The organism is Ancylobacter sp. (assembly GCF_965279025.1).
GTDB lineage: Bacteria > Pseudomonadota > Alphaproteobacteria > Rhizobiales > Xanthobacteraceae > Ancylobacter.
Genome location: NZ_OZ257132.1, coordinates 3,455,711 through 3,479,338 on the forward strand (window position 1 = coordinate 3,455,711; position 23,628 = coordinate 3,479,338).

Annotated in this window: 19 protein-coding genes; 18 read left to right on the plus strand and 1 reads right to left on the minus strand. The window is 69.2% G+C overall.

Annotated features, from left to right (window positions below):
* Positions 1 to 16 precede the first annotated feature (16 nt).
* Complete coding sequence (locus ACQY76_RS15950) at positions 17 to 1,375, minus strand: esterase-like activity of phytase family protein (RefSeq protein WP_428029705.1); 1,359 nt, start codon at positions 1,373 to 1,375, stop codon at positions 17 to 19.
* Positions 1,376 to 1,548: 173 nt separating this feature from the next.
* Between ACQY76_RS15950 and recJ the strand changes: the two genes are divergently transcribed.
* The 18 genes from recJ to ACQY76_RS16040 all read left to right on the plus strand — a co-directional run bounded on the left by recJ (position 1,549) and on the right by ACQY76_RS16040 (position 23,628).
* Positions 1,549 to 3,369 carry a single-stranded-DNA-specific exonuclease RecJ gene (recJ, locus tag ACQY76_RS15955; protein ID WP_428029706.1) on the plus strand — a complete coding sequence of 607 codons (1,821 nt, stop codon included), beginning with the start codon at positions 1,549 to 1,551 and terminating at the stop codon, positions 3,367 to 3,369.
* Between the two features lie 161 nt (positions 3,370 to 3,530).
* Positions 3,531 to 4,847: an NAD(P)/FAD-dependent oxidoreductase gene (locus tag ACQY76_RS15960; protein ID WP_428029707.1), complete on the plus strand. Its 1,317-nt coding sequence runs from the start codon at positions 3,531 to 3,533 to the stop codon at positions 4,845 to 4,847.
* A 319-nt stretch (positions 4,848 to 5,166) separates the two neighbouring features.
* Positions 5,167 to 5,466 carry a hypothetical protein gene (locus ACQY76_RS15965; RefSeq protein ID WP_428029708.1) on the plus strand — a complete coding sequence of 100 codons (300 nt, stop codon included), beginning with the start codon at positions 5,167 to 5,169 and terminating at the stop codon, positions 5,464 to 5,466.
* Positions 5,467 to 5,627: 161 nt separating this feature from the next.
* Positions 5,628 to 6,920 carry an imelysin family protein gene (locus tag ACQY76_RS15970; protein ID WP_428029709.1) on the plus strand — a complete coding sequence of 431 codons (1,293 nt, stop codon included), beginning with the start codon at positions 5,628 to 5,630 and terminating at the stop codon, positions 6,918 to 6,920.
* 7 nt (positions 6,921 to 6,927) lie between these two features.
* Positions 6,928 to 8,403 (plus strand): multicopper oxidase family protein, encoded by a 1,476-nt coding sequence (locus ACQY76_RS15975; protein WP_428029710.1) that lies wholly within the window; start codon positions 6,928 to 6,930, stop codon positions 8,401 to 8,403.
* 110 nt (positions 8,404 to 8,513) lie between these two features.
* Positions 8,514 to 9,791 carry a di-heme oxidoredictase family protein gene (locus tag ACQY76_RS15980; RefSeq protein WP_428029711.1) on the plus strand — a complete coding sequence of 426 codons (1,278 nt, stop codon included), beginning with the start codon at positions 8,514 to 8,516 and terminating at the stop codon, positions 9,789 to 9,791.
* 15 nt (positions 9,792 to 9,806) lie between these two features.
* Complete coding sequence (locus tag ACQY76_RS15985) at positions 9,807 to 10,931, plus strand: imelysin family protein (protein ID WP_428029712.1); 1,125 nt, start codon at positions 9,807 to 9,809, stop codon at positions 10,929 to 10,931.
* Between the two features lie 11 nt (positions 10,932 to 10,942).
* Positions 10,943 to 12,067, plus strand: a complete 1,125-nt coding sequence (locus ACQY76_RS15990; RefSeq protein ID WP_428029713.1) for a DUF1513 domain-containing protein — start codon at positions 10,943 to 10,945, stop codon at positions 12,065 to 12,067.
* A 97-nt stretch (positions 12,068 to 12,164) separates the two neighbouring features.
* Positions 12,165 to 13,340 (plus strand): aminotransferase, encoded by a 1,176-nt coding sequence (locus ACQY76_RS15995; RefSeq protein ID WP_428029714.1) that lies wholly within the window; start codon positions 12,165 to 12,167, stop codon positions 13,338 to 13,340.
* A gap of 215 nt (positions 13,341 to 13,555) precedes the next feature.
* Positions 13,556 to 14,863, plus strand: coding sequence for an urea ABC transporter substrate-binding protein (urtA, locus tag ACQY76_RS16000; RefSeq protein WP_428029715.1), 1,308 nt, complete (start codon positions 13,556 to 13,558; stop codon positions 14,861 to 14,863).
* A gap of 218 nt (positions 14,864 to 15,081) precedes the next feature.
* The gene (urtB, locus tag ACQY76_RS16005; protein WP_428029716.1) at positions 15,082 to 16,719 is read left to right on the plus strand and encodes an urea ABC transporter permease subunit UrtB; all 1,638 of its coding nucleotides are present in this window, start codon (positions 15,082 to 15,084) and stop codon (positions 16,717 to 16,719) included.
* An 8-nt stretch (positions 16,720 to 16,727) separates the two neighbouring features.
* A complete protein-coding gene (gene urtC / locus ACQY76_RS16010) occupies positions 16,728 to 17,909 on the plus strand; it encodes an urea ABC transporter permease subunit UrtC (RefSeq protein WP_428033036.1) in 1,182 nt (393 codons plus the stop codon).
* An 11-nt stretch (positions 17,910 to 17,920) separates the two neighbouring features.
* Positions 17,921 to 18,736: an urea ABC transporter ATP-binding protein UrtD gene (gene urtD, locus ACQY76_RS16015; protein WP_428029717.1), complete on the plus strand. Its 816-nt coding sequence runs from the start codon at positions 17,921 to 17,923 to the stop codon at positions 18,734 to 18,736.
* A gap of 5 nt (positions 18,737 to 18,741) precedes the next feature.
* Entirely contained in the window at positions 18,742 to 19,437 is a 696-nt protein-coding gene (gene urtE, locus ACQY76_RS16020; protein ID WP_428029718.1) for an urea ABC transporter ATP-binding subunit UrtE, read from the plus strand.
* Positions 19,412 to 20,305: an urease accessory protein UreD gene (locus tag ACQY76_RS16025; RefSeq protein ID WP_428029719.1), complete on the plus strand. Its 894-nt coding sequence runs from the start codon at positions 19,412 to 19,414 to the stop codon at positions 20,303 to 20,305. Before urtE ends, ACQY76_RS16025 begins: the two co-directional genes overlap by 26 nt.
* A gap of 58 nt (positions 20,306 to 20,363) precedes the next feature.
* On the plus strand, positions 20,364 to 20,984 hold the full coding sequence (locus ACQY76_RS16030; RefSeq protein ID WP_428029720.1) for an urease subunit gamma: 621 nt from the start codon (positions 20,364 to 20,366) through the stop codon (positions 20,982 to 20,984).
* A gap of 72 nt (positions 20,985 to 21,056) precedes the next feature.
* Positions 21,057 to 22,769: an urease subunit alpha gene (gene ureC, locus ACQY76_RS16035; protein ID WP_428029721.1), complete on the plus strand. Its 1,713-nt coding sequence runs from the start codon at positions 21,057 to 21,059 to the stop codon at positions 22,767 to 22,769.
* A 52-nt stretch (positions 22,770 to 22,821) separates the two neighbouring features.
* On the plus strand, positions 22,822 to 23,628 hold the full coding sequence (locus ACQY76_RS16040) for an urease accessory protein UreE (protein ID WP_428029722.1): 807 nt from the start codon (positions 22,822 to 22,824) through the stop codon (positions 23,626 to 23,628).

Here is a 23,628-nt window from a genome sequence, read left to right on the forward strand (position 1 = left end):
CACGCGTGGATGGGGCTCACTTCGCTTTCAGGAACTCCCCGACGTCCAGCAGGATCATCTCGTTGTCGTCGGCCTTCGCCGGGTCGCGCGAGGAGGAGAAGGGCAGGTTATTGTCGTTGCCGATCACGATGTGGGTGGCGTCGACCACGTCGACATTCTCGATGGTGAAGAACGGGAAGGTCAGCACCCCGTCATTCAGTGGCTTGCGGGCGACCTTGTTCGGGTCGGCGATCTTCATCAGGTCGATATGGCCGATCTTGCGCACCGGGCCGCCGGCATTGGCGTCGGTCAGCTCGATCTTGGTGACGCGCTTGAAATTGGCGAGGTCGTGGAAGCAGTCCGCGCCCTTGGTCCCCGTTGCGCAGGCCTTGTCGGCCGTGCCTTCGCCATTGTCCCGCTCGATGATCAGCCCGGTGGTGCCGTCGATCATGTTGAAGTCGCCGATGGCATTGCCGTTCTTCTCCAGAACGTACTGCCACATGCGGCCGGTCCATTTCTCGGCGGCGACGTCGAATTCGAGGATCGGCAGGAACTCGCGGCCGTCGGCGGTCTTCTGCCAGTCCTTCTTGTCAGCGTCCCAGAGCGGGCCTTCGAGCAGCGCATAGAGATATTTGCCGTCCTTGGAGGCGGCCATGCCCTCATAGCCCTTGGAGCGGCGGGCATTGAAGGTGGCGGGCGCATTCGGCGCGGCGGCGGAGACCACGCGATGATGGTCCGGCGAGCGCACCGGCATCTCGCCGGCCACGGTCTCGAACACCGCCTGCACCTTGCCGGTCCTGTCGGCCTTGATCAGGTACGGCCCGAACTCCTCGCCGATCCACAGCTGGTCGCCGATGATCTGGAAGCTCTCAAGGTCGAAATCGGCGCCGGTGAGATAGCGCTTTTCCGTGCCCTCATGGACGATGCGGAACGGCACCTTCCTGTCGGGATCGGTGAGGAAGACGGTCTCGATCGGCTCGAACGCACCGGTCGCCCAGTCGATCTTGTAATGGCGCAGGAACAGCGCCGCGTCCGGGCTGTTGGCGCGCGAGCCGAAGCCATTGTCGGTGATGATCCAGAAGCTGCCGTCCGGCATCGCCTTGATGCCGGAATGGCCCTGCACCGGCTGGCCCTCGAAGGGCAGCGACACGCCGGTCGGGCGCCCGCCGGACGTGCCTTCCACCGTGCCGACCGCCTCGACGCGGGTGCCGGTGGTGTATTTGCCGGAGACCTTGAGGTCCTGCGGCGCATCCGCCGGCATGGCGATGAAGGTCTGCGCCGGCAGCACGGCATGGCCGGCAAGCGTGGCCGGGTAGGTCTCGTCGGCGCGCAGGCCGGTGGTGGCAAGGGCAAGCACCGCGAGGGCGGCGCCGGCGAGCAGCGGGAGGCGATTCATTGGGGGGCTCCTTTCGGGCATTCGGCGCGAGGCCGGAGCCGCCTTCTGCCCGCCGCCCATGTCCCTCGCGTCACGGAACCGTGACGCGGCGATGACGCGCCGCATGGTGGAGGCCGGGCGTCGCCGCCGCGCCTCTCGACGCGGGCGCGCGGATAGGGCTTATCCTGCGGGCCATGAGTCTGAACCTTCCCACCGCCGCGCCGGCGCCCCGCGCCTTTCTCGGCGTGTCCCGCTCGGCCACCGGGCGCTTCTGGCGCGAGCGGCTCGACGCGCGCGGCGCCCAGACCACGCTCGCCATCGTGCAGCGGCACGGCGTGCCGGAAATCCTCGCCCGCGTGCTTGCCGGGCGCGGGGTTGCGATCGACGAGGTCGAGGCCTGGCTCGACCCGACGGTGAAGCGCCTGCTGCCGGACCCCGACACGCTGACCGACATGCCGGCCTGCGTCGCCCGCCTCGCCGATGCGGTGACGCGCGGCGAGCAGGTGGCGGTGTTCGGCGATTACGATGTCGACGGCGCCACCTCCACCGCGCTGCTGGTGGAGGTGCTGCGCGCCGGCGGGCTCGACCCGGCCTTCCATATCCCGGACCGTATCTTCGAGGGCTATGGGCCGAACATTCCGGCCATCGAGGCGCTGGCCGAGCGCGGCGCCACGCTGCTCGTCACCGTCGATTGCGGCACGATGAGCTTCGAGCCCTTCGCCCGCGCCCATGAGCTCGGGCTGGATGTCGTGGTGATCGACCATCACCAGGCCGGCGAGAGCCTGCCGGAGGTCGCGGCGCTGGTGAACCCCAACCGCGCCGACGACCTTTCCGGCCTCGGCCATCTCTGCGCCGTCGGCCTCGTCTTCGTGGTCGCCGTGGGGCTGCTGCGCGAGCTGCGTGTGCGGGGCTGGTGGAACGACGTCCGCCCGGCGCCGGACCTGCTCGCCAGCCTCGACCTGGTGGCGCTGGGCACGGTGGCGGATGTGGTGCCGCTGCTCGGGCTCAACCGTGCCTATGTCACCAAGGGGCTGCTGCAGCTGCGCAAGCGCGAGCGGCCGGGGCTGACGGCGCTGATGGACGCCGCCCGGCTCACCGGCCCGCCCAAGGCATGGCATCTCGGCTTCCTGCTCGGCCCGCGCATCAATGCCGGCGGGCGCATCGGCAATGCCACGCTCGGCACCAAGCTGCTGCTCACGCGCGACCCCATCGAGGCGCAGATGATCGCCGCCGAGCTGGACCGGCTCAACACCGAGCGACAGCAGGTCGAGCGCGCCATCGTCGCCGAGGCGGAGGCGGAGGCCGATGCCTCGCTCGGGCTTGCCGGCGCGGGGGCGGTGGTGCTTTCCAGCGGGCAGGGCTGGCATCCCGGCGTGGTCGGGCTGGTGGCGGCGCGGCTGAAGGAAAAGTTCGGCCGCCCCGCCTTCGCCATCGCCTTCACCGGTGAGACCGGCGCCGGCTCGGCGCGCTCCATTCCCGGCGTCGATGTCGGGCGGGCGGTGCGCGGGGCGGTGGAGGCCGGCATATTGGTGAAGGGCGGCGGCCACGCCATGGCGGCGGGACTGACGGTGGCGCGCGGCCGGCTCGGCGATCTTCGTGCCTTTCTCGAAGAGGCGCTTTCGGAAACGGTGGAGGAAGCCCGCGCGGTGGACGAGACCATGATCGACGGCGCTCTCTCGGCGGCCGGGGCGACGCCCGAGCTGGTCGAGCTGGTCGAGCGGGCAGGGCCGTTCGGTGCCGGCAACCCGCAGCCGGTCTTCGCCTTTCCCGCCCATCGCATGGTCTATGCCGAGCCCGGCAGCGCCGGGCAAATCCGGGTGCGCCTGCGCAGCACCGACGGCGCGACGATATCGGGCGTCGTCTTCCGCGCCGTCGACACGCCGCTCGGGGCGGCGCTGCTGGCCGCGCGCGGGCAGCAGATCCACGTCGCCGGCACGCTCGACCTCGATAGCTGGCAGGGGCGCACGCAAGTGAGCCTGCGTATCTCCGACGCCTCGCTGCCGGAAATCGGTTGAGACATCATGGGCTTGGGCGCCGTTTCTGAATCAGGCACTGAGATGCCGGCCGCCCGGCAGGGGCGGTTGCGGCCGGAATCGGGGTTTCAACCCATGGCCGCAAGCCTCGGGAACGACTCGGCAATCCGCGCGGGGCGGTCTTTGAATCGAAAGCTGAGCCGGTGACGCCAGAGGCCGGAAGCGACTCGCGAATTCCCCTCATCGCCATCATCGGCGCCGGTCCGGCCGGGCTGATGGCGGCGGAGGTGCTGGCGCGCGCCGGCTGCCGGGTCACCGTGTATGACCGCATGCCCTCGCCGGCGCGCAAATTCCTCATCGCCGGCCGTGGCGGGCTGAACCTCACCCATTCCGAGCCGCGCGCCGGCTTTCTCGCCCGCTATGGCGCAGCGACCGAATGGCTGGCGCCGTCGCTCGATGCGTTCCCGCCCGCCCGGCTGCGGGCATGGGCGGAAGGCTTGGGCGAGCCGACCTTTGTCGGGTCGAGCGGGCGTGTGTTCCCCCGCAGCTTCAAGGCGTCGCCGCTGCTGCGGGCTTGGCTCGGCAGGCTTGATGCGCTGGGCGTGCGGCTGGAGAGCCGGCACCGCTGGCTCGGCTGGAACCGCGCGGGCGCGCTGCGCTTCGCCGGACCGGAGGGGGAGAGCGAGGCGGAGGCCGACGCCGTGCTTCTGGCACTTGGCGGGGCGAGCTGGCCGCGCCTCGGCAGCGATGGCGGCTGGGCGGATATTCTGCGCGAGGACGGCGTCGAGATCGCCCCGCTGCGCCCGGCCAATAGCGGCGTGCGGATCGACTGGTCGGCGCCGTTCCGTACGCGCTTCGCCGGTGCGCCGCTGAAGCGCATCGCGCTTTCCCTAGGTGCGACGCGGGTGCGCGGCGAGGCGATGATCGACGGCGCGGGGCTGGAGGGCGGCGCGGTCTATGCGCTCTCCGCCACCCTGCGCGAAGCCATCGACCGGGAGAGCGCGGTTATCCTCCATGTCGACCTGCGCCCCGATGTGACGGCGGAAGCGCTTGCCGTTCGGCTCGCGGCCGGCCGCAAGGGCGAGTCGATGTCCAACCGGCTGCGCAAGGCCGCTGGCCTCTCCCCCGTCGCCGCCGGCCTTTTGCGCGAGGCGGGGCCGCTACCGGCGGAGCCCGAAGCGCTGGCCCGGCGCATCAAGGCGCTGCCGCTCACGGCCACCGGCATGGCGGGGCTGGAACGCGCCATTTCCACCGCCGGCGGCGTCACGCGCACCATGGTCGACGACGGGCTGATGCTGAAGGCGCGGCCGGGCGTGTTCATCGCCGGCGAGATGCTGGACTGGGAAGCACCCACCGGCGGCTACCTGCTGCAGGCGTGCCTTGCCACCGGCCATGCGGCAGCCCGCGCCATGCTCGCAAGGCTCGGCCTTGCCGTGCCGGAGCGCTGGAACGGCGCATGGGAAGCCGATGCCGGGGAAGCGGCGGACAGGCGCGAAGAGTGGTCGCGGGACGACGGCTGAGGGAGCGCGTGCCGTCGTCCCGCGTGGTTCACGAGACCTGCCGGGAAAAGTGGCCTCGCGAAGTCGTTGCCGATGACCGGAGCCGCTTTGCGTATTCGCAGCTCGTCACCAGCGTTGGCAGGATGAATACGATCATCCGTCAGCGCGAACAAGAATTATCTTCCGTTATTGTTATAGTTCTAAACTAAAGACGGTGACGTTTACTTGCGAGCGGGCGCTTCCCCAGCGGCGGCTTGCGCCGGCGGGAGGGCGGGCTTACTTCCCTGCGGGGCGGTTCCGCGCCCGGCCACGCCGCGCGGGAATGAAGGAAGGAGAGACGATGGCACGTCTGTTTTTTCGCCGGGGAGCAAGCGCCGAGGCGGCTCCGGATGCCGCCCGCGAACTGGCCGCCAAGGCGCGGGCCATCCTGGGTGTCGACGAGGAGACCACCATCTCCATCAGCGAGATCGCCTGCGGGGATCCCGCCTGCGGCGGCGCGGAAACTGTGGTGCTGGTGATGCGGCCGGGCCGCCGCACCGAGGCGGCGAAGCTCCTGAAGCCTCTCGCCACCGTGACCGACGCCGAGCTCGCCGAGGCGTTGCGGCCTTTATTTGACGCTGCGTCAGGAAGCCCGGCGTGAAATAAAGTATTTTGACGCATGGGCGAAAATACATCCTGCAATCGCCGGGTGTTCACACTGTGAAACCATTCTAATGTGCGACCGAAGACTTGCGACTGCTTGCAGCGGTGGCGTAGGAGTCTCCCGCTAAGGCGCCCCGGGGGCGCGGGAGGAGACAATCCATGCGAGCCAGATCACTGTTCGCCACGCCGCTCGTCGCGGCCATCGCGCTGGGAGCGGCCTTCGCGGTCGGTCCTGCCGCGGCCGACACGCCGGCGCCTAAGGTGCGCGACATCGTCGCCACCTATGCCGACATCGCCGAGGCGATGTACACGGACAGCCTGACGACCGCCCAGCAGCTGCAAAGCGCCGTCAACACCTTCATCGCCACGCCCACCGACGCCACTCTCGACGCCGCCAAGACGGCGTGGAAGGCGGCGCGCGTGCCCTACCAGCAGACCGAGGGCTTCCGCTTCGGCAACCCGATCGTCGATGAGTGGGAAGGCCGCGTGAATGCCTGGCCGCTCGACGAGGGGCTGATCGACTATGTCGACAAGGGCTATGGCGAGACCTCCGACGAGAACCCGCTCTACACCGCCAACGTGATCGCCAACACCAAGATCCGCGTCGGCAAGAAGACCATCGACGCCACCAAGATCACCCCCAAGCTGCTCGACAGCCTGCAGGAGGCCGGCGGCGTCGAATCCAACGTCGCCATCGGCTACCACGCGATCGAATTCCTGCTGTGGGGCCAGGATCTCAATGGCACCGGGCCGGGCGCTGGCAAGCGGCCCGCCACCGACTATTCCACCACGAACTGCACCAACGGCAATTGCGACCGCCGCGCCGCCTATCTCAAGGCCGCCACCGACCTGCTGGTGACCGACCTCGGCGACATGGCGAAGTGGTGGGGCAAGAAGGGCAAGGCCCGCGCCGCCGTGGTGAAGCAGAAGGACAAGACCGCGCTCGCCACCATCCTTACCGGCCTCGGCTCGCTCTCCTATGGCGAACTGGCCGGCGAGCGGATGAAGCTCGGCCTCATCCTGCACGACCCGGAAGAGGAGCATGACTGCTTCTCCGACAACACCCACAACTCGCATTACTATGACGAGCTGGGCATCGCCTCGATCTATCGGGCTAAGTACACCCGCGTCGACGGCTCGGTGGTCGATGGCGCGTCCGTCGCGGCCTATGCCAGCGCCAAGGCGCCCAAGGCCGCCGCCGAGGCGGAATCCAAGATCGACGCCGCGCTCGCCGCGCTGAAGGCGATCAAGGACGAGGCCGACAGCGGCAAGCAGGCCTATGACCAGATGATCGGCGAGGGCAATGCCGAGGGCAACGCGCTGGTGCAGAAGGGCGTGGATTCGCTCGTCGCCCAGACCCGCGCCATCGAAGGCGTGGTCGGCGCGCTCAAGCTGAAGATCAAGGTCGAGGGTTCCGACAGCCTGGACGATCCCTCCAAGGTCGGCGAGTGAGCCTGTCATGAACACCGGCGGCGCGGGTTTCTCGCGCCGCGCCTTCCTCGGTGCGGGCGCGGCGATCAGTGGGCTGGCCCTGCTGGCGCCGACCCGCACCGGCATGGCGCGCGCCGCCGCGCCGTTTGAGCCGACCCGCACCGTGAGGCTGGCCGCCGGCCATATGGAGATGAAGCTGCTCGGTCCGGACAAGCCGGCGAGCCGCGTCCTCGCCTATGACGGCATCCCCTTCCAGACGCTGCGTCTGCCGCGCGGCACCCGCCTCCAGGCCGATTTCGTCAACGGCCTCGATGAAGGCTCGACGCTGCATTTCCACGGCATCCGCATGCCGAACGAGTTCGACGGCGTGCCCACGCTGACGCAGCCGCTGGTGCAGCCCGGCGGGCGCTTCGTCTACCGCATCCCGCTGGACGATCCCGGCACCTTCTTCTTCCATCCCCATTGCGACGAAACCGGCCAGGTCGGCGAGGGCCTTGCCGGCGTGCTGATCGTCGAGGATCCGCGCGACCCCGCCTTCGACGCCGAGCATGTGCTGTGCCTGAAGGATTGGCGGCTGGCGGAGGATGGCAGCTTTTTGGCCATGTCGGAGCCCGATGGCGCCTCCAAGGCCGGCACCTTCGGCGCCACCCGAACGGTGAACGGCGCGGCCTCGCTCGCTCTCACTGCCCCTGCCGGCGGGCATGCGCGCCTGCGCATCCTCAACCTCGATTCCACCCGCGTCATGGATATCGGCGCCGAGGGCGGCAAGGCCGCGGGCTTTGAGGCCTGGCTCATCGCGGTGGATGGCCACGCGCTGAAGCCGGTGCGGCTCGACGACCTGCCCGACGGCATCTGGCGCATGGGCCCGGCGCAGCGCATCGACCTCGATATCCGCATGCCGGCCGATGGCTCGCCGGTGACGCTGGGCGACTACCGCGCCGCCGACATCTACGCGTTCGCCACGCTCACGGCGGAAGGGCGCGTGCAGAAGCCCCGCAAGGGCCCGCTGGCGCTTCCCCGGGCGGAGCTGCCGAGAGCGGACCTGAAGAAGGCCGGGCGCTTGTCCTTCACGCTGCAGCAGGCGACCGACCAGGCGGTGAAGGACCTTGCCCTGCCGGCGGATGATCCGCTCGCCAAGGCGCTGATCGACAGCCTGTGCGTCGGCTCGACCACCTATTGGGGCATCCAGTCCGAATCCTGGCCGACCGGCGCCAACCGCAGCCTGCCGCCGCCGCTGGCCCGCATGGAGGAGGGCGCCTCCTATGCTGTCACCATCAAGAACGAGACGCGCTTTCCCCATCCCGTCCATCTGCACGGCCACGCCTTCGAGGTGCTGACCTCGAGTCTCGGCCGCCTGCCGCGCCACTGGGCCGATACGGTGCTGGTGCAGCCGGGCGAGGCGGTGGACGTCGCCTTCGTCGCCGCGCCCGGGGACTGGGTGTTCCACTGCCACATCCTGGAGCATATGGAGACCGGGATGATGGGCTGGTTCCGGATCGTGTGATGGCGGGCCAGCACCGCCGACAAATCAGTGCGGATGCCGCCTTCGGCGGTGTCTCCCCTGGGTCCCGGATCGGCGCTCCGGCTTCGCCTCCGCTTGTCCGGGACACGTCCTTGTTTCCCGGACAAGCTGCGCGCGGCGCAGCGCCGATCCGGGACCCGGCAGAGACCCCGCGCGGCGGCCTTCTCCGTCGTGTTGTCCTGCTCAGCGCCCTGTTTGTCTGTGCCTCCGCTCCCGCCACCGCCGAGGAGGCGCGGCTCGATGCCGCCATCGGCAAGGCGCTGTTCGAGCGGCCCTGGGTGCCGGCGCCGAGTTCCACCCGCGCCAATGACGGGCTCGGCCCGCTTTTCGACGCCCGCTCCTGCTCCGCCTGCCACCCCGGCGGCGCCGGTCCTGGCACGACCGCGCTCGACGCCGAGGGCCGGCCGGAAGCGCTCGGCCTCGTGCTGTCGCTGTTCCGCAGCGATGGCGGCGGTGATCCGGCCTATGGCCACCGGCTGGAGACGATGACGCTGCCCGGCGTGCCGGCCGAGGGCGGCTTCAAAGTGGAGGTGCAGGATGGCCGCCGCATACCCCGCCTCGCTTCGCCCGGCTATGGCCCGCTCGACCCGGCGACCCATATGTCGCTGCGCGCGGCGCCGGACCTGCGCGGGCGCGGCAAGCTGGAATTCGTCGACGACGCGACCATCCTCGCGCTGGAGGACCCGGATGATCGCGACGGCGACGGCGTGCGCGGGCGGGCGCGGCGCCTTGCGACGCCCGAGGGTGGCTCGTCCATCGGCCGCTTCGGCTGGAAGGCCAGCCATGCCACGCTTGCCGGACAGGCCTCGGAGGCCTTCGCGCTCGATCTCGGCCTGTCGACACCGCTTCGGCCGGAGCCGTGGGGCGATTGCACCGAAGCGCAGACCGCCTGCCGCAACGCCCCGCATGGGCGCGACGCGGAGGGCGAGCCAGAGATTTCCGACGCCATCGTCCAGCGCATCGTCACCTATCTGCGCGGCCTCAAGGTGCCGCCACCGCCGGACGACCGACGCGGCGCCAGGCTCTTCGCCGCCACCGGCTGCGCCGCCTGCCACCGCCCGACGCTCGCCACGCGGCAGGGCGGCACGGTGGCGCTGCACACGGATGTGCTGCTGCACGAGATGGGCGACGGTCTCGCCGACCCGGCCGGCGTGCCCGGGGCGGCGGCCGGCGAATGGCGCACCGCGCCACTGGCCGGGCTGTCGCGCGCACTGGCAACCGGCACCGGGCTGCTGCACGATGGCCGCGCCGGCACCGTGGCGCAGGCCATTGGCTGGCATGGCGGCGAGGCGGCGGGCGCACGTGCCCGCTTCGACGCCCTCGACGCGGCGGAGCGCCGGCGGCTGATCGCTTATGTTTCTTCACTCTAGAGCGAGGTGCATCCCATGAACCGATCCCCCGTCGCCGTGGCGCTGGCGCTGGCGAGCCAGATCGGGCAGGCGGCGCAGGGCGTGCCGGCGATTGCCGCCGCCACCACCTTGCTGACCACCCTGTTCGTCAGCCGCGTGCATGCCGCGCCGGTCGCGGCGCCGGATGTCGTCGAGAGCTGGCTGCTGCCGCGCTACGACACGCTGCGCGCGGCGGCGGACGCGCAACAGGGCGCGTGGGACGCCTTCTGCAAGGCGCCCTCGGCCGAGGGCGTGTCAACGCTGAAGACGCGGTTCGCGGCGGTCTCCGATGCGTGGGCGTCGGTGGAGTTCATCACCTTCGGTCCCATCATGCTGTCGCTGCGGCCGGACCGGTTCAATCTGTTCCCGGAGCGGCGCAACGCGGTGGGCCGCTCGGTGGCGGAACTGGTCGCCGATCCCACCGATGAGCGCCTGCAGCCGGCGCGCTTCTTCCGGCTGAGCGCGGCGGCGCAGGGCCTGCCGGCGCTGGAGCGCCTGCTTTATGACGAAGGCGCGGACGCCGCGCTGCTCGCCGGCCCGGAAGCGGGCCGGCGCTGCGCCATCGGCCAGGCCATCGCGCTCAACCTCGCCACCATCGCCGGGGAAATCCGCACCGGCTGGGGCAGCCGCGACGAGGGGCTGCTGGCGCAGTTGCGCGCCGGGAAGGCCGATCCGGTCTATTTCCCCGATCCCGATGCGCTGCTCAGCCAGGTGGTCACCGACCTCGCGGGCGCCTATCAGCGGGTGGTCGACCAGCGCCTGCTGGTGGTGCTGGGCAAGAGCACCGACGAGGCCAAGCCGCTGATGGCGGACCGCCGCCGCAGCGGGCTCTCCAAGGAGACCATCGTCGCCATCATCGACAGCGCGGGCGCGCTGGCCGATGCGCTCGGCGCCGGGCTCGACGCCAAGGACCGCGCGAGCCTTGCCGCAACCATGCAGGCGGCGCGGGCGGCGGCGAACGGCCTGCCCGAGGATATCGGCGCGGCCGCCACCACGCCCGAAGGCCGCAAGGCGCTGCAGGCGGCCATTGCCAGCTTCAAGGCGGCCCAGGCCGCCGTCGCCAAGCCGCTGGCGTCGGGGCTCGGCGTGCCGCTGGGCTTCAACGCGCTCGACGGCGATTGAGGGAGGCACTTATGGGCCTGATCGACCTCACCCGCCGGTCGATGATCGGCACGCTCGGCGCCCTCGCCGCCGTGCCGCGCGTGCTGTTCGCCAGCGGGGCGGCGCATGCGCGCGACCATCTGCTGGAAGCGGAATGGCTTGCCACCGCCGGCGTCGGCGAAGGCTTCGCCCCGGTGGTGCTCTCCCCCGATTTCGCCGCCACCCCGGTCGGATCAGGCGCCCAGCGCCTGCACTGGGTGGAGCCGAGCCCGGACGGGCGCACCGCCGTCGCCGTGGCGCGCCGGCCCGGCACCACCGCCGTGCTGTTCGACCGCCGCGCCGGTACGGTGCTGGCGACCTTCGAGCCCGGGGAGGGGCGGGTGTTCTCCGGCCATGGCCGCTTCATCGACGGCGGCCGGCGCTTCCTCGCGGTGGAAATCGCCAGGGCGGACGGGCAGGGCGTGGTGACACGGCGCGCGGTGGAGGCCGGCTTCGCAGTGGAGGCGGAATGGGCCTCCTCCGGCATCGGCCCGCACGACATGCTCCCCGTTGCGCTTCCGATGGGCGGCGCGCTCGTCGTCGCCAATGGCGGCATCGAGCCGCACACGCCGGAAGCGCTGGGCGCCGAAATCGCCGGCTCCAGCCTCGCCCAACTCGACCCGGTGAGCGGCGCGGTGCGCTCCGTGGCGGCGCTGAGCGAGGACCTCGCCTCGCTCTCGCTTCGCCATCTCACCACCGGGACCGACGGCTTCACCGTGGTGGCGGCGCAGGATTTGCTGGCCGATGGCGTCGCCCGGCCGCTGCTCTATGCCGTGGAGGGCGAAGGGCTGCGCGCCTTCGACGCCCCGGACGAGGCGTGGCGCGGCCTGCGCACCTATGTCGGCTCGGTGGCGCTCGATGCGTCCGGTGCCTATGTCGCCGCCGCCAGCCCGCGCGGCAACCGGGTGGCGCTGTGGCGGCGCGACGGGCGCTTCATCGGCGCGCTGCCGCTGGTCGATGGCTGCGGCCTTGCCACAACGCGCGAGGCCGGCCAGTTCCTCGCCACCAGCGGGCTGGGCGAGACGGTGCTGATCGGCACGGATGGCGAGGGGTTAGGCGTCATCGCCCGCCGCTCCGGTGGCCCGCGCTACGACAACCACGCCGTGCTGGTGGCGTGAGAGGAAGGGCCGCCCGGGGGCCCTTTTCTTTCGGCGGCGTACCGATAAAACAGGGCGGTCGCGTTCGACCTGTTTTTGTCCTGCCACCGGTTGTGAAATGAATTCCCTGTTCGCCGCCCTGCCGACCACCGTGTTCGAGACCATGTCGGCGCTGGCGCGCCAGCACGACGCGGTCAATCTCGGACAGGGCTTCCCGGACGACCCCGGCCCGCTCGATGTGCGCGAAAAGGCGGCCGAGGCGGTGCTGAACGGCTGGAACCAGTATCCGCCGATGATGGGCACGCCGGAGCTGCGCCGGGCGGTGGCCGATCATTACCGCGACTGGCAGAGGCTTGATCTCGACCCCGACCGCGAGGTGATGATCACCTCCGGCGCCACCGAGGCGATCGCCGGCGCGCTGCTGGCGCTGATCGAGCCGGGCGACGAGGTGGTGCTGTTCCAGCCGCTCTACGACGCCTACCTGCCGCTGGTGAAGCGCGCCGGCGGGGTGCCGCGCCTCGTCCGCCTGGTGCCGCCGCACTGGCGGCTGACGGAAGAGGCGCTGGCGCAGGCCTTCACCCCGCGCACAAGGCTGGTGCTGTTCAACAACCCGCACAACCCGACGGGCCGGGTGTTCGATGCCGGTGAACTGGTGCTGCTCGCGCGCTTCTGCACCCGCTCCGACGCGGTGCTGGTCAGCGACGAGGTGTGGGAGCATGTGATCTTTGACGGGCTGCAGCACCAGTCGGTTCTGTCGCTGCCGGGCCTGCGCGAGCGCAGCGTGAAGATCGGCTCGGCCGGCAAGATCTTCGGCATGACCGGCTGGAAGGTCGGCTTCGTCTGCGCCGCGCCGGAGCTGATGCGGGTGCTGTCCAAGGCGCATCAGTTCCTCACCTTCACCACGCCGCCGGCGCTGCAGCACGCGGTGGCCTATGGGCTGGGCAAGGAGCGCGAGTGGTTTCTCGCCACCCGCGCCGGGCTGCAGCGCTCGCGCGACCGTCTGGCGCACGGGCTGAGCGCGCTGGGCTTTCCCGTGCTGCCCTCGGCCGGCACTTATTTCCTCAATGTCGACCTCGCCCCGCTCGATCCCGGCCTGCGCGACGAGGCGTTCTGCCGGTCCCTGGTGGCGCGCGAGGGCGTGGCGGCCATCCCCGTCTCCGCCTTTTATGCCGAGCAGCCGGTGGAGAGCGTGGTGCGCTTCTGTTTCGCCAAGACCGATGCCACCATCGACCGCGCGCTGGAGCGGCTGAGCCGCGTCGAGCCCGCCAAGCAGGCAGCCCATTCCGCGCAATAAGTGGGCAGGGGGCGGTTCAAGGCCCGTCTGTGCGCACTATTTCGAAACATTGCCCAATATGCGGGCATTTTCTCCGTTATATGTTGGTGCGGCCGTGAACCGAACATCGGCGCGCCGCCTCATCGCCCTATTCCCGGCCTTGGCACGCAGGTTGCACTCCATCCCTCCGGCACGCGGACGGGGGTCCTGCGTGTGAACTCCAGAAGGGAATAAAGATGCTGAACATGTTCACGCATGCCCGGCGTGCGGCCGGTCGCGCGCTTGTGGGTGCGGCTGCGCTGGCGCTGGCCGGGGGCGGCGTCGCGAGCGCTCAGGAGACGATCAAGGTCGGCGTGCTCCATTCTCTGTCCGGCACCATGGCGATCAGCGAAACCACGCTGAAGGACACCGTGCTGTTCATGGTGCAGGAGCAGAACGCGGCCGGCGGCGTGCTCGGCAAGAAGCTGGAAGCCGTGGTGGTCGATCCCGCCTCGAACTGGCCGCTCTTCGCCGAAAAGGCCCGCGAGCTGATCGAGAAGGAAAAGGTGGCGGTGGTGTTCGGCTGCTGGACCTCGGTGTCCCGCAAGTCCGTGCTGCCGGTTTTCAAGGAGCTGAACAGCATCCTGTTCTACCCCGTCCAGTATGAGGGCGAGGAGAGCGAGCGCAACGTGTTCTACACCGGCGCCGCGCCGAACCAGCAGGCCATTCCCGCCGTCGATTACCTGATGGCGAACGAGAATGTGCAGCGCTGGGTGCTCGCCGGCACCGACTATGTCTACCCGCGCACCACCAATAAGATCCTTGAAGCCTATCTGAAGTCGAAGGGCGTCAAGTCCGAAGACATCATGATCAACTACACGCCGTTCGGTCATTCCGACTGGCAGACCATCGTCGCCGACATCAAGAAGTTTGGCTCGGCGGGCAAGAAGACGGCCGTCGTCTCCACCATCAATGGCGACGCCAATGTGCCGTTCTACAAGGAACTCGGCAACCAGGGCATCAAGGCGACCGACATCCCGGTCGTGGCCTTCTCGGTCGGTGAAGAAGAACTCGCCGGCATCGACACCAAGCCGCTGCTCGGCCATCTCGCCGCGTGGAACTACTTCCAGTCGGTGGACGTGCCGGAGAACGCCGCCTTCATCAAGAAGTGGCAGGCCTACACCAAGAACGACAAGCGCGTGACCAACGACCCGATGGAAGCCACCGTCATCGGCTTCAACATGTGGGTCAAGGCGGTCGAGAAGGCCGGCACCACCAATGCCGACGCCGTCATCGACGCGCTGATCGGCGTTACCGTGCCGAACCTCTCGGGCGGCTTCTCGGCCATGATGCCGAACCACCACATCACCAAGCCGGTGCTCATCGGCGAGATCAAGGAAGACGGCCAGTTCGACATCGTCGAGCAGACCCCCGGCCTGATCGTCGCCGAGGAATGGTCCCCCTATCTCGAAGGCTCCAAGGACCTGATTGCCGATTGGCGCAAGCCGCTCAACTGCGGCAACTTCAACGTCAAGACCGGCAAGTGCGGCGGCGCCGGCAAGTGATCCGGCACACGTGACGCCGACGCCCGGGCGACCGCTTCGCGCGGCTGCCTGACCGCTGGACGATCCCCGGCCGCCCTCGTGGCGGCCGGGCCCCGGCCCCGATCCACCATGATCTTGAGTGCCCGGCGACCTGCCAAGATGCGGGCGATGCCGGACCGCGTACCGCCGTCGCCGCCGGAGACCTGCTCCGGCCATCCGCAGCGCCACATCGACGGACGATGATGACCTCACGCGCTCGACTGCCTCACCTCATCCGCGTGCTCTGTGCCGCGCTCGCCGTCCTTTTTGCTGCCGCGCTCGCAGGGACCTTCCCCGGGCGCGCCGAGGCGCAGGACATCAGCGGCGCGCTGACGCAACTCACCACCAACAAATATGACGATACCGAAGCGGCGCTGGCGACACTGGCGCTCAGCGGCAGCCCCGCCGCCGCCGGCATCGTCGCGGCGCTTGCCGATGGCAAGCTGGTTTTTGGCGGCCTTCCGCCGCGCGTCTTCATCGAGGGGGAGGGCGGTGCGCTGCTCGACCCGCTGACGATGCAGCCGGTCACCGATGCGCCCGCCGTCAAGCCCGTGCGGGTCAATAACCGCGTCCGCCGCGCCCTCGATGCGGCGAGCGGCGCCCTGTCGCTGGTCAGCCCCGACGCGGCGAAGCGCCGTGAGGCGGCGCTGGCGGTCGGCCGCTCGCGCGACGAGGCGGCGCTGCCGGCCCTCGACATGGCGCTCGCCAAGGAGACCGATCCGAAGGTGAAGTCGGCGATGACACTCGCCCGCGCCTCCATCCTCATCGGCAAGGAGGGCATCAGCCCCGCCGAGCGCATCGCGGCGGTCGAACTGGTCGGCGCGGAAGGCAACCAGGACGCGCTCGCCATACTGCGCAGCGTGCCCGACAGCGCGGCGCCCGAGGTGAAGCAGGCCGCCGCCGCCGCCATCGAGGGCATCGAGCGCAACCTCGCTCTGTGGAGCATGGCGCAGAATGTCTGGTACGGGCTGTCGCTCGGCTCGGTGCTGCTGCTCGCCGCCATCGGCCTCGCCATCACCTTCGGCGTGATGGGCGTCATCAACATGGCGCATGGCGAGATGGTGATGCTCGGCGCCTACACCACCTTCGTGGTGCAGGAGGTCGTCCGCACCTCCTATCCCGGCCTGTTCGACGTCTCGCTGCTGATCGCCATTCCGCTGGCCTTCCTGTTCACCGGCCTGATCGGCGTGCTCATCGAACGCACGGTCATCCGCTTTCTCTACGGCCGGGCGCTGGAAACGCTGCTCGCCACCTGGGGCATCTCGCTCATCCTGCAGCAGGCGATCCGCACCATCTTCGGGCCCACCAACCGCGAGGTCGGGGCGCCGAGCTGGATGTCGGGCAGCTTCGAGATCGGCCAGCTCTCGATCACCTCCGGCCGGCTCTGGATCATCGTGTTCGCGCTGCTGGTGTTCTTCGCGCTGCTCGCCACCCTGCGCCTGACCCGCATCGGGCTCGAGATGCGGGCAGTGACGCAGAACCGCCGCATGGCCGCCTCCATGGGCATCCGCACCAATTGGGTGGACGCGATGACCTTCGGCCTCGGTTCCGGCATCGCCGGCATGGCGGGCGTGGCGCTTAGCCAGATCGACAATGTCTCGCCCAACCTCGGGCAGAGCTACATTATCGACAGCTTCCTGGTCGTGGTGTTCGGCGGCGTCGGCAATCTGTGGGGCACGCTGGTCGGCGCCATGACGCTGGGCGTGGCCAACAAGCTGCTGGAGCCCTATGCCGGCGCCGTGCTGGGCAAGATCGCGCTGCTGGTCATCGTGATCCTCTTCATCCAGAAGCGGCCCCGCGGCCTCTTCGCCCTCAAGGGGAGGTCGATCGAGGCATGAGCGCGCCCATGACCCGCACCGGCAGCGCGAGCACGCGCAGCACCACCATCACCCGCCAGCCCGCCCTGCTGGGCACCAGCGGCATCGTCTTCCTCGCGGTGCTCTTCGCCGCAGCGGTGCTGGTGCCGCTTCTCAACCTCTACGCCACGCCGGGCTCGGCCGTGCACGTGCCGACCTATGTCGTCTCTCTGCTCGGCAAATACCTCACCTACGCCCTGCTGGCGCTCTCGGTCGATCTGATCTGGGGCTATGTCGGCATTCTCTCGCTCGGGCAGGGGGCGTTCTTCGCGCTCGGTGGCTATGCCATGGGCATGTATCTCATGCGCCAGATCGGCACGCGCGGCGTCTATGGCGACCCGGTGCTGCCGGATTTCATGGTGTTCCTCAACTGGAAGGAACTGCCCTGGTTCTGGTACGGCTTCGACATGTTCCCCTTCGCCGCGCTGATGGTGCTGCTGGCGCCGGGCATCCTCGCCCTGGTGTTCGGCTGGTTCGCCTTCCGCTCGCGCGTCACCGGCGTGTACCTGTCGATCATCACCCAGGCGATGACCTTCGCCCTGCTGCTCGCGTTCTTCCGCAACGACATGGGGTTCGGCGGCAATAACGGGCTGACCGACTTCAAGGACATACTCGGCTTCAACATCCAGGCGGACGGCACGCGGCTCACCCTGTTCGTGCTCTCGGCGCTGGCGCTGGGGCTCGCCTATATTCTCTGCCGGTTCCTCGTGCGCTCGCATTTCGGCAAGGTGCTGGTCGCCGTCCGCGATGCCGAGACGCGGGTGCGCTTCACCGGCTACCGGGCGGAAAACTACAAGCTGGTCGCCTTCGTCGTCTCCGCCATGCTGGCGGGCATCGCCGGCGCACTCTACGTGCCGCAGGTCGGCATCATCAACCCGTCGGAATTCTCGCCCGCCAACTCGATCGAGATCATCGTCTGGGTGGCGGTGGGCGGGCGCGGCACGCTGGTGGGCGCGGCACTCGGGGCCGTGCTGGTGAACTACGCCAAGACCTACTTCACCTCAGGCATGCTGGCTCCGTACTGGCTGTTCATGCTCGGCGGGCTGTTCGTTGCCGTCACCCTGTTCCTGCCCAAGGGCATCGTCGGCACGTTCTACGAGTGGCGCGAGAAGCGCCGGCAGCATGATGACATCCCCGGCGAACCGCTCGCCTCGCCCCGGCCGGCCGAGTGAGGGACGCCGACATGACCGACATCGCCACGCTTGACCCCGCCACCACCTCCGCCGAGGCGGCACCCGCCGCCAAGAAGGAACTGACCGAAGCGCTGCTCTATCTCGACGCCGTAACCGTTACCTTCGACGGCTTCCGGGCGCTCAACGCGCTTTCCTTCACCGTCGATCCCGGCGAGATGCGGGCCGTCATCGGCCCCAATGGCGCCGGCAAGACGACGATGATGGACGTCATCACCGGCAAGACACGTCCCGACCGCGGCGACGTCTTCTTCAACGGCGGCACCACCGACCTGACGAAGCTGGACGAGACCCAGATCGCCACGCTGGGCATAGGTCGCAAGTTCCAGAAGCCGACGGTCTTCGAGAACCACACGGTGCTCGACAATCTGCGCCTCGCGCTGAAGGGCCAGCGCCGCGCACTGCCGAACATCTTCCGGCGCGAGAGCGCGGCGGAGCGCGATCTCATCGACGAGATCTTCGAGACCATCCGGCTGACCGAGCACCGCGACCGGCTGGGCGGCGCGCTCTCGCATGGGCAGAAACAGTGGCTGGAGATCGGCATGCTGCTGGCGCAGGACCCCAAGCTGCTGCTGGTCGACGAGCCGGTCGCCGGCATGACCGATGCCGAGACCGCCCAGACCGCCGAACTGCTGCGCGCGATCAACGCCAATGGCCATTCGGTGGTGGTGGTCGAGCACGACATGACCTTCGTGCGCGACCTCGGCGTGCGGGTGATGTGCCTGCATGAAGGCTCGGTGCTGGCCGAGGGAACGCTCGACCAGGTGAGCGCGAATGAGCGCGTCATCGAAGTGTATCTGGGGCGCTGAGGCTCATGCTCGAAGTTCAGGACATCAACCTCTTCTACGGCGCGGCACAGGCGCTGCGCGGCGTCTCCCTCACCGCCGAGCCGGGCAAGGTGACCTGCGTTCTCGGCCGCAACGGCGTGGGCAAGACCAGCCTGATGCGCGCCATTGTCGGGCAGGCGCCGGTGGCCAAGGGCTCGGTGCGCTTCAACGGCGAAGACATCACCACGATGGCGCCCTCCGAACGGGCGCGGCGCGGTATCGCCTTCGTGCCGCAGGGGCGCGAGATCTTCCCGCTGCTCACCGTGGCCGAGAATCTGGAAACCGGCTTCGCGCCCTTGAAGCGGGCGGAGCGGTTCATCCCGGACGATGTGTTCTCGCTGTTTCCGGTGCTCGATTCCATGATGCGCCGGCGCGGCGGCGATCTCTCCGGCGGCCAGCAGCAGCAGCTTGCCATCGGCCGGGCGCTCACCATGCGTCCCAAGGTGCTGGTGCTGGATGAGCCGACCGAGGGCATCCAGCCCTCCATCATCAAGGATATCGGCAACGCCATCCGCTACTTGCGCTCGAAGGGCGACATCGCCATCGTGCTGGTCGAGCAGTATTTCGATTTCGCCAGGGAACTCGCGGACCATTTCATCGTGATGGAGCGCGGGGCGGTGGTGATGTCGGGCGACGGTGCCGCCCTCGAGGATCCCGATGTTCGCAACCGCATTGCCGTCTGACGCCGTCGCCGCCTCGATCCCGGTCGAGCGGCGTGGACAGGGGCGGGTACTGGTCGAGGCCCGCGCGCTGGACGGGCGCACGGTGCGGGGGCGGATCGAGGAGGAAGGGTTCGCCCGGGTGCGCTTCCCGCGCTCCGGCCGGCGTGGACGCTCGCTGGAGGCGGTGATGATCAACACCGGCGGCGGGCTGGCCGGCGGCGACGCCTCGCAAAGCTGCCTGCATGCCGGGCGCGATGCCCAATTGGTGGTCACCACCCAGGCGGCGGAAAAGATCTACCGCTCCGACGGGGCCACCTCGCGCATTGCCGTGGAGCTGACGGCGGAAGCCGGTGCCCGCCTTCACTGGATGCCGCAGGCGACCATCGTGTTCGACGGCGCGCGGGTGGAGCGCTCCATCGCCGCCGAGGTGGCGGCGGATGCCAGCCTGCTGCTGGTGGAGCCTGTCATTCTCGGCCGCACAGCGCGCGGCGAACGCCTCACCTATGGCCGGCTGCACGACCGCTGGCGCATCCGTCGCGGCGGCCGGCTGGTCTATGCCGACGGCCTGCAGCTCGATGGCGACATCGCCGGCGCGCTGGATCGTCGTGCCACGGCGGGCGGCTGGGCCGCCTTCGCGACGCTGCTGCTGGTGTCGCCCGATGCCGAGAGCCGGCTGGAGGCGGTGCGCGCGGCGCTAGGCCTCGGCGAGAGCGAGCCGGATGGTTTGGCCTGCGAACTGCCGGATGGCCTCGATGCCGGGGCCAGCGCCTGGGACGGGATGCTCTCGGTGCGGCTGCTGGCCCGCGACGGCGCGCCGCTGGAAAGCGCGATCCGGCGGGCAATCGCCGCGCTGGGGGTCGAAGAAGTGCCGCGCATCTGGCATTCCTGATGCAAGCCGCCCGCTGTTTGAACTGACATTCGCCTTTTGCAGAGCCGGAGACGCATCCATGAACCTCAGCCCGCGCGAGAAGGACAAGCTCCTCGTCGCCATGGCGGCCCAGGTGGCCCGCCGCCGCCTGGAGCGTGGCGTGAAGCTCAATTATCCCGAGGCGGTGGCGCTGATCACCGATGTGGTGGTCGAGGGCGCACGCGACGGCAGGACGGTGGCCGAGCTGATGACGCTGGGCACCACGGTGCTGACGGGCGACCAGGTGATGCCGGGCGTGGCGGAGATGATCGTCGAAATCCAGGTCGAAGCGACGTTTCCCGACGGCACCAAGCTCGTCACCGTGCACGAGCCGATCGCCTCCAGCCATGGTGCCGGGGCGCCCGGCGAGATGCTGCTGGAAGAGGGCGACATCGAGCTGCTGGCCGGCCGCGCATTCGTCTCGCTCACCGTTGCCAATACCGGCGACCGGCCGATCCAGGTCGGCAGCCACTACCATTTCTACGAGACCAACCCGGCACTCGCCTTCGAGCGGGAGAAAGCGCGCGGCATGCGGCTGGCCATCGCCTCCGGCACCGCGGTGCGCTTCGAGCCGGGGCAGAGCCGGGAGGTGACGCTGGTGGCGCTCGCCGGCAAGCGCGAGGTCTACGGCTTCCGCCAGGACGTGATGGGCAAGCTGTGACGCCTCTCGCCTAGGACCTGCCGCCTGAAGGCTCCCGCCGCCCGCTGCCCCTTTGCCGAAACGGATTGCCCCATGTCCATCAAGATTTCCCGCGCCAGCTATGCCGAGATGTTCGGCCCGACCACGGGCGACCGGGTACGGCTCGCCGACACCTCGCTCGTCATCGAGGTGGAGAAGGACTTCACCGTCTATGGCGAAGAGGTGAAGTTCGGCGGCGGCAAGACCATTCGCGACGGCATGGGCCAGTCTCAGGTCATGCGCTCGGAAGGGTCGGTCGACACCGTCATCACCAATGCGCTGATCCTCGACCATTGGGGCATCGTGAAGGCCGATATCGGCATTCGCGACGGGCGCATCCACGGCATCGGCAAAGCCGGCAACCCGGATATCCAGCCCGGTGTCGACATCGTCATCGGCGCCTCGACCGAGGTGATCGCGGGCGAGGGCAAGATCATCACGGCCGGGGGCTTCGACTGCCACATCCACTTCATCTGCCCCCAGCAGATCGAGCACGCGCTGATGAGCGGCGTCACCACCATGCTCGGCGGCGGCACCGGCCCGGCGGCCGGCACCAACGCGACCACCTGCACGCCCGGTCCGTGGCATATCGAGATGATGCTGCGCGCCTTTGACAGCTTCCCGGTCAACCTCGCGCTTTCCGGCAAGGGCAACGTCTCGCTGCCCGGCCCTCTGGTCGAGCAGATCGAGGCGGGCGCCTGCTCGATGAAGCTGCACGAGGACTGGGGAACCACGCCGGCGACGATCGACAACTGCCTGTCGGTGGCGGACGACTACGACATCCAGGTGATGATCCACACCGACACGCTCAATGAGAGCGGCTTCGTCGAGGACACCATCGCCGCCTTCAAGGGCCGCACCATCCATGCCTTCCACACCGAGGGCGCCGGCGGCGGACATGCGCCCGACATCATGAAGGTGGCCGGCCTGCCCAACGTGCTGCCGTCTTCCACCAACCCGACGCGGCCCTTCACCATCAACACGCTCGACGAGCATCTCGACATGCTGATGGTGTGCCACCACCTCGACCCGCTGATCGCCGAGGACCTCGCCTTCGCCGAGAGCCGCATCCGCAAGGAGACCATCGCGGCGGAGGACATCCTGCACGATCTCGGCGCCATCTCGATGATCTCGTCGGACAGCCAGGCCATGGGCCGGCTGGGCGAGGTGATCACCCGCACCTGGCAGACCGCGCACAAGATGAAGCTGCAGCGCGGCCTGCTGCCGGGCGACAGCGAGCGCAACGACAATGCCCGCGCCAAGCGCTACATCGCCAAATACACCATCAACCCGGCCATCGCGCACGGCATCTCCCGGCACATCGGCTCGGTGGAGAACGGCAAGCTGGCCGACCTCGTGGTCTGGTCGCCGGCGTTTTTCGGCACCAAGCCGGACATGGTGATCAAGGGCGGCACCATTGTCGCGGCGGTGATGGGCGACCCGAATGCTTCCATCCCCACCCCGCAGCCGGTGCATTACCGGCCGATGTGGGGCGCCTATGGCAAGGCGCGCACGGCGACCTGCCTGACCTTCGTCTCGCAGGCGGCGATCGACCTGAATGTCGCCGCCAAGCTCGGGCTGGAAAAGCGTACCGTGGCCGTGGAGAACGTGCGCGGCGGCATCTCCAAGGCGTCGATGATTCACAACAGCGCGACCCCGCATCTCGAAATCGACCCGGAAACCTATGAGGTGCGGGCGGATGGCGTGCTGCTGACCTGCGCGCCGGCCACCGAACTGCCCATGGCGCAGCGCTACTTCCTGTTCTAAGCATCGGGCTTCAGGCTGCCGCATAGCCGAATGCGCTCCGAAGGAGACGATCATGATCCGTGCCCGCCAGATTCTTCCCGCTGGTAGCTGGGACGCCGCCACCGCTGCCGACCGCGTCGTGCTGCCTCATGACGGGCGCTACCGCCGGCGCATCGCCATGCGCGGCGAGGGCGATGTGACGTTTCTGCTCGACCTCGACGAGGCGACGCGGCTGAAGGATGGCGACGGGCTGTCGCTGGAAGACGGGCGCGTCGTCGCGGTGGTCGCGGCGGAGGAGCCGGTGGCGGAGATCGTCGCCCGCGACGCCCATCACCTCGCCCGCCTCGCCTGGCATCTGGGAAACCGGCACGTGGCGGCCGAGCTGCTTTCCGACCGTATCCGCATCGCCCGCGACAGCGTGCTGGAGGAGATGGCGCGCGGCCTCGGCGCCAGCGTCGACGTCGTGGAAGCGGCCTTCGAGCCCGAGGGCGGCGCCTATGAGGCCGCCGAGGCGCACGGCCACGGGCATGAGGCCCACGCCCATCACGACCACGCCCATGGCGAGGACTGCGGCTGCGGCCATGACCACCATGATCATGAGCCTCACAAGCACGATCACGCGCATCATGGGCACGAGCATCACGGCCACGACCACAAGACCCATGCTCATGAGCCACACGGGCACGAGGCCCACGGGCACGAGCCGCACGCCAAGGCGCATGACGTGCTGCATGTCCACAGTGAGACGTCCGCGCCCGCCCATGAGCATGGCTGTGGCTGCGGGCACGACCACAGCCATGATCACGGTCATTCTCACGACCATGGCCATTCCCACGACCATGGCCACGGCCACGCGCACGGCCACAAGCACGGCCATTAG

Bases quoted from the DNA above. Each gene is read 5' to 3' on its own strand.
- ACQY76_RS15965 (WP_428029708.1), top strand. From the start codon at position 5,167: ATGGCACGTCTGTTTTTTCGCCGGGGAGCAAGCGCCGAGGCGGCTCCG.
- ACQY76_RS15950 (WP_428029705.1), bottom strand. From the start codon at position 1,375: ATGAATCGCCTCCCGCTGCTCGCCGGCGCCGCCCTCGCGGTGCTTGCC.
- ACQY76_RS16025 (WP_428029719.1), top strand. From the start codon at position 19,412: ATGTTCGCAACCGCATTGCCGTCTGACGCCGTCGCCGCCTCGATCCCG.
- ACQY76_RS15995 (WP_428029714.1), top strand. From the start codon at position 12,165: ATGAATTCCCTGTTCGCCGCCCTGCCGACCACCGTGTTCGAGACCATG.
- ACQY76_RS15990 (WP_428029713.1), top strand. From the start codon at position 10,943: ATGGGCCTGATCGACCTCACCCGCCGGTCGATGATCGGCACGCTCGGC.
- urtB (WP_428029716.1), top strand. From the start codon at position 15,082: ATGATGACCTCACGCGCTCGACTGCCTCACCTCATCCGCGTGCTCTGT.
- urtE (WP_428029718.1), top strand. From the start codon at position 18,742: ATGCTCGAAGTTCAGGACATCAACCTCTTCTACGGCGCGGCACAGGCG.
- urtD (WP_428029717.1), top strand. From the start codon at position 17,921: ATGACCGACATCGCCACGCTTGACCCCGCCACCACCTCCGCCGAGGCG.
- ACQY76_RS16030 (WP_428029720.1), top strand. From the start codon at position 20,364: ATGAACCTCAGCCCGCGCGAGAAGGACAAGCTCCTCGTCGCCATGGCG.
- recJ (WP_428029706.1), top strand. From the start codon at position 1,549: ATGAGTCTGAACCTTCCCACCGCCGCGCCGGCGCCCCGCGCCTTTCTC.
- urtA (WP_428029715.1), top strand. From the start codon at position 13,556: ATGCTGAACATGTTCACGCATGCCCGGCGTGCGGCCGGTCGCGCGCTT.
- ACQY76_RS15975 (WP_428029710.1), top strand. From the start codon at position 6,928: ATGAACACCGGCGGCGCGGGTTTCTCGCGCCGCGCCTTCCTCGGTGCG.
- ACQY76_RS15985 (WP_428029712.1), top strand. From the start codon at position 9,807: ATGAACCGATCCCCCGTCGCCGTGGCGCTGGCGCTGGCGAGCCAGATC.
- ACQY76_RS15970 (WP_428029709.1), top strand. From the start codon at position 5,628: ATGCGAGCCAGATCACTGTTCGCCACGCCGCTCGTCGCGGCCATCGCG.
- ureC (WP_428029721.1), top strand. From the start codon at position 21,057: ATGTCCATCAAGATTTCCCGCGCCAGCTATGCCGAGATGTTCGGCCCG.
- ACQY76_RS16040 (WP_428029722.1), top strand. From the start codon at position 22,822: ATGATCCGTGCCCGCCAGATTCTTCCCGCTGGTAGCTGGGACGCCGCC.
- urtC (WP_428033036.1), top strand. From the start codon at position 16,728: ATGACCCGCACCGGCAGCGCGAGCACGCGCAGCACCACCATCACCCGC.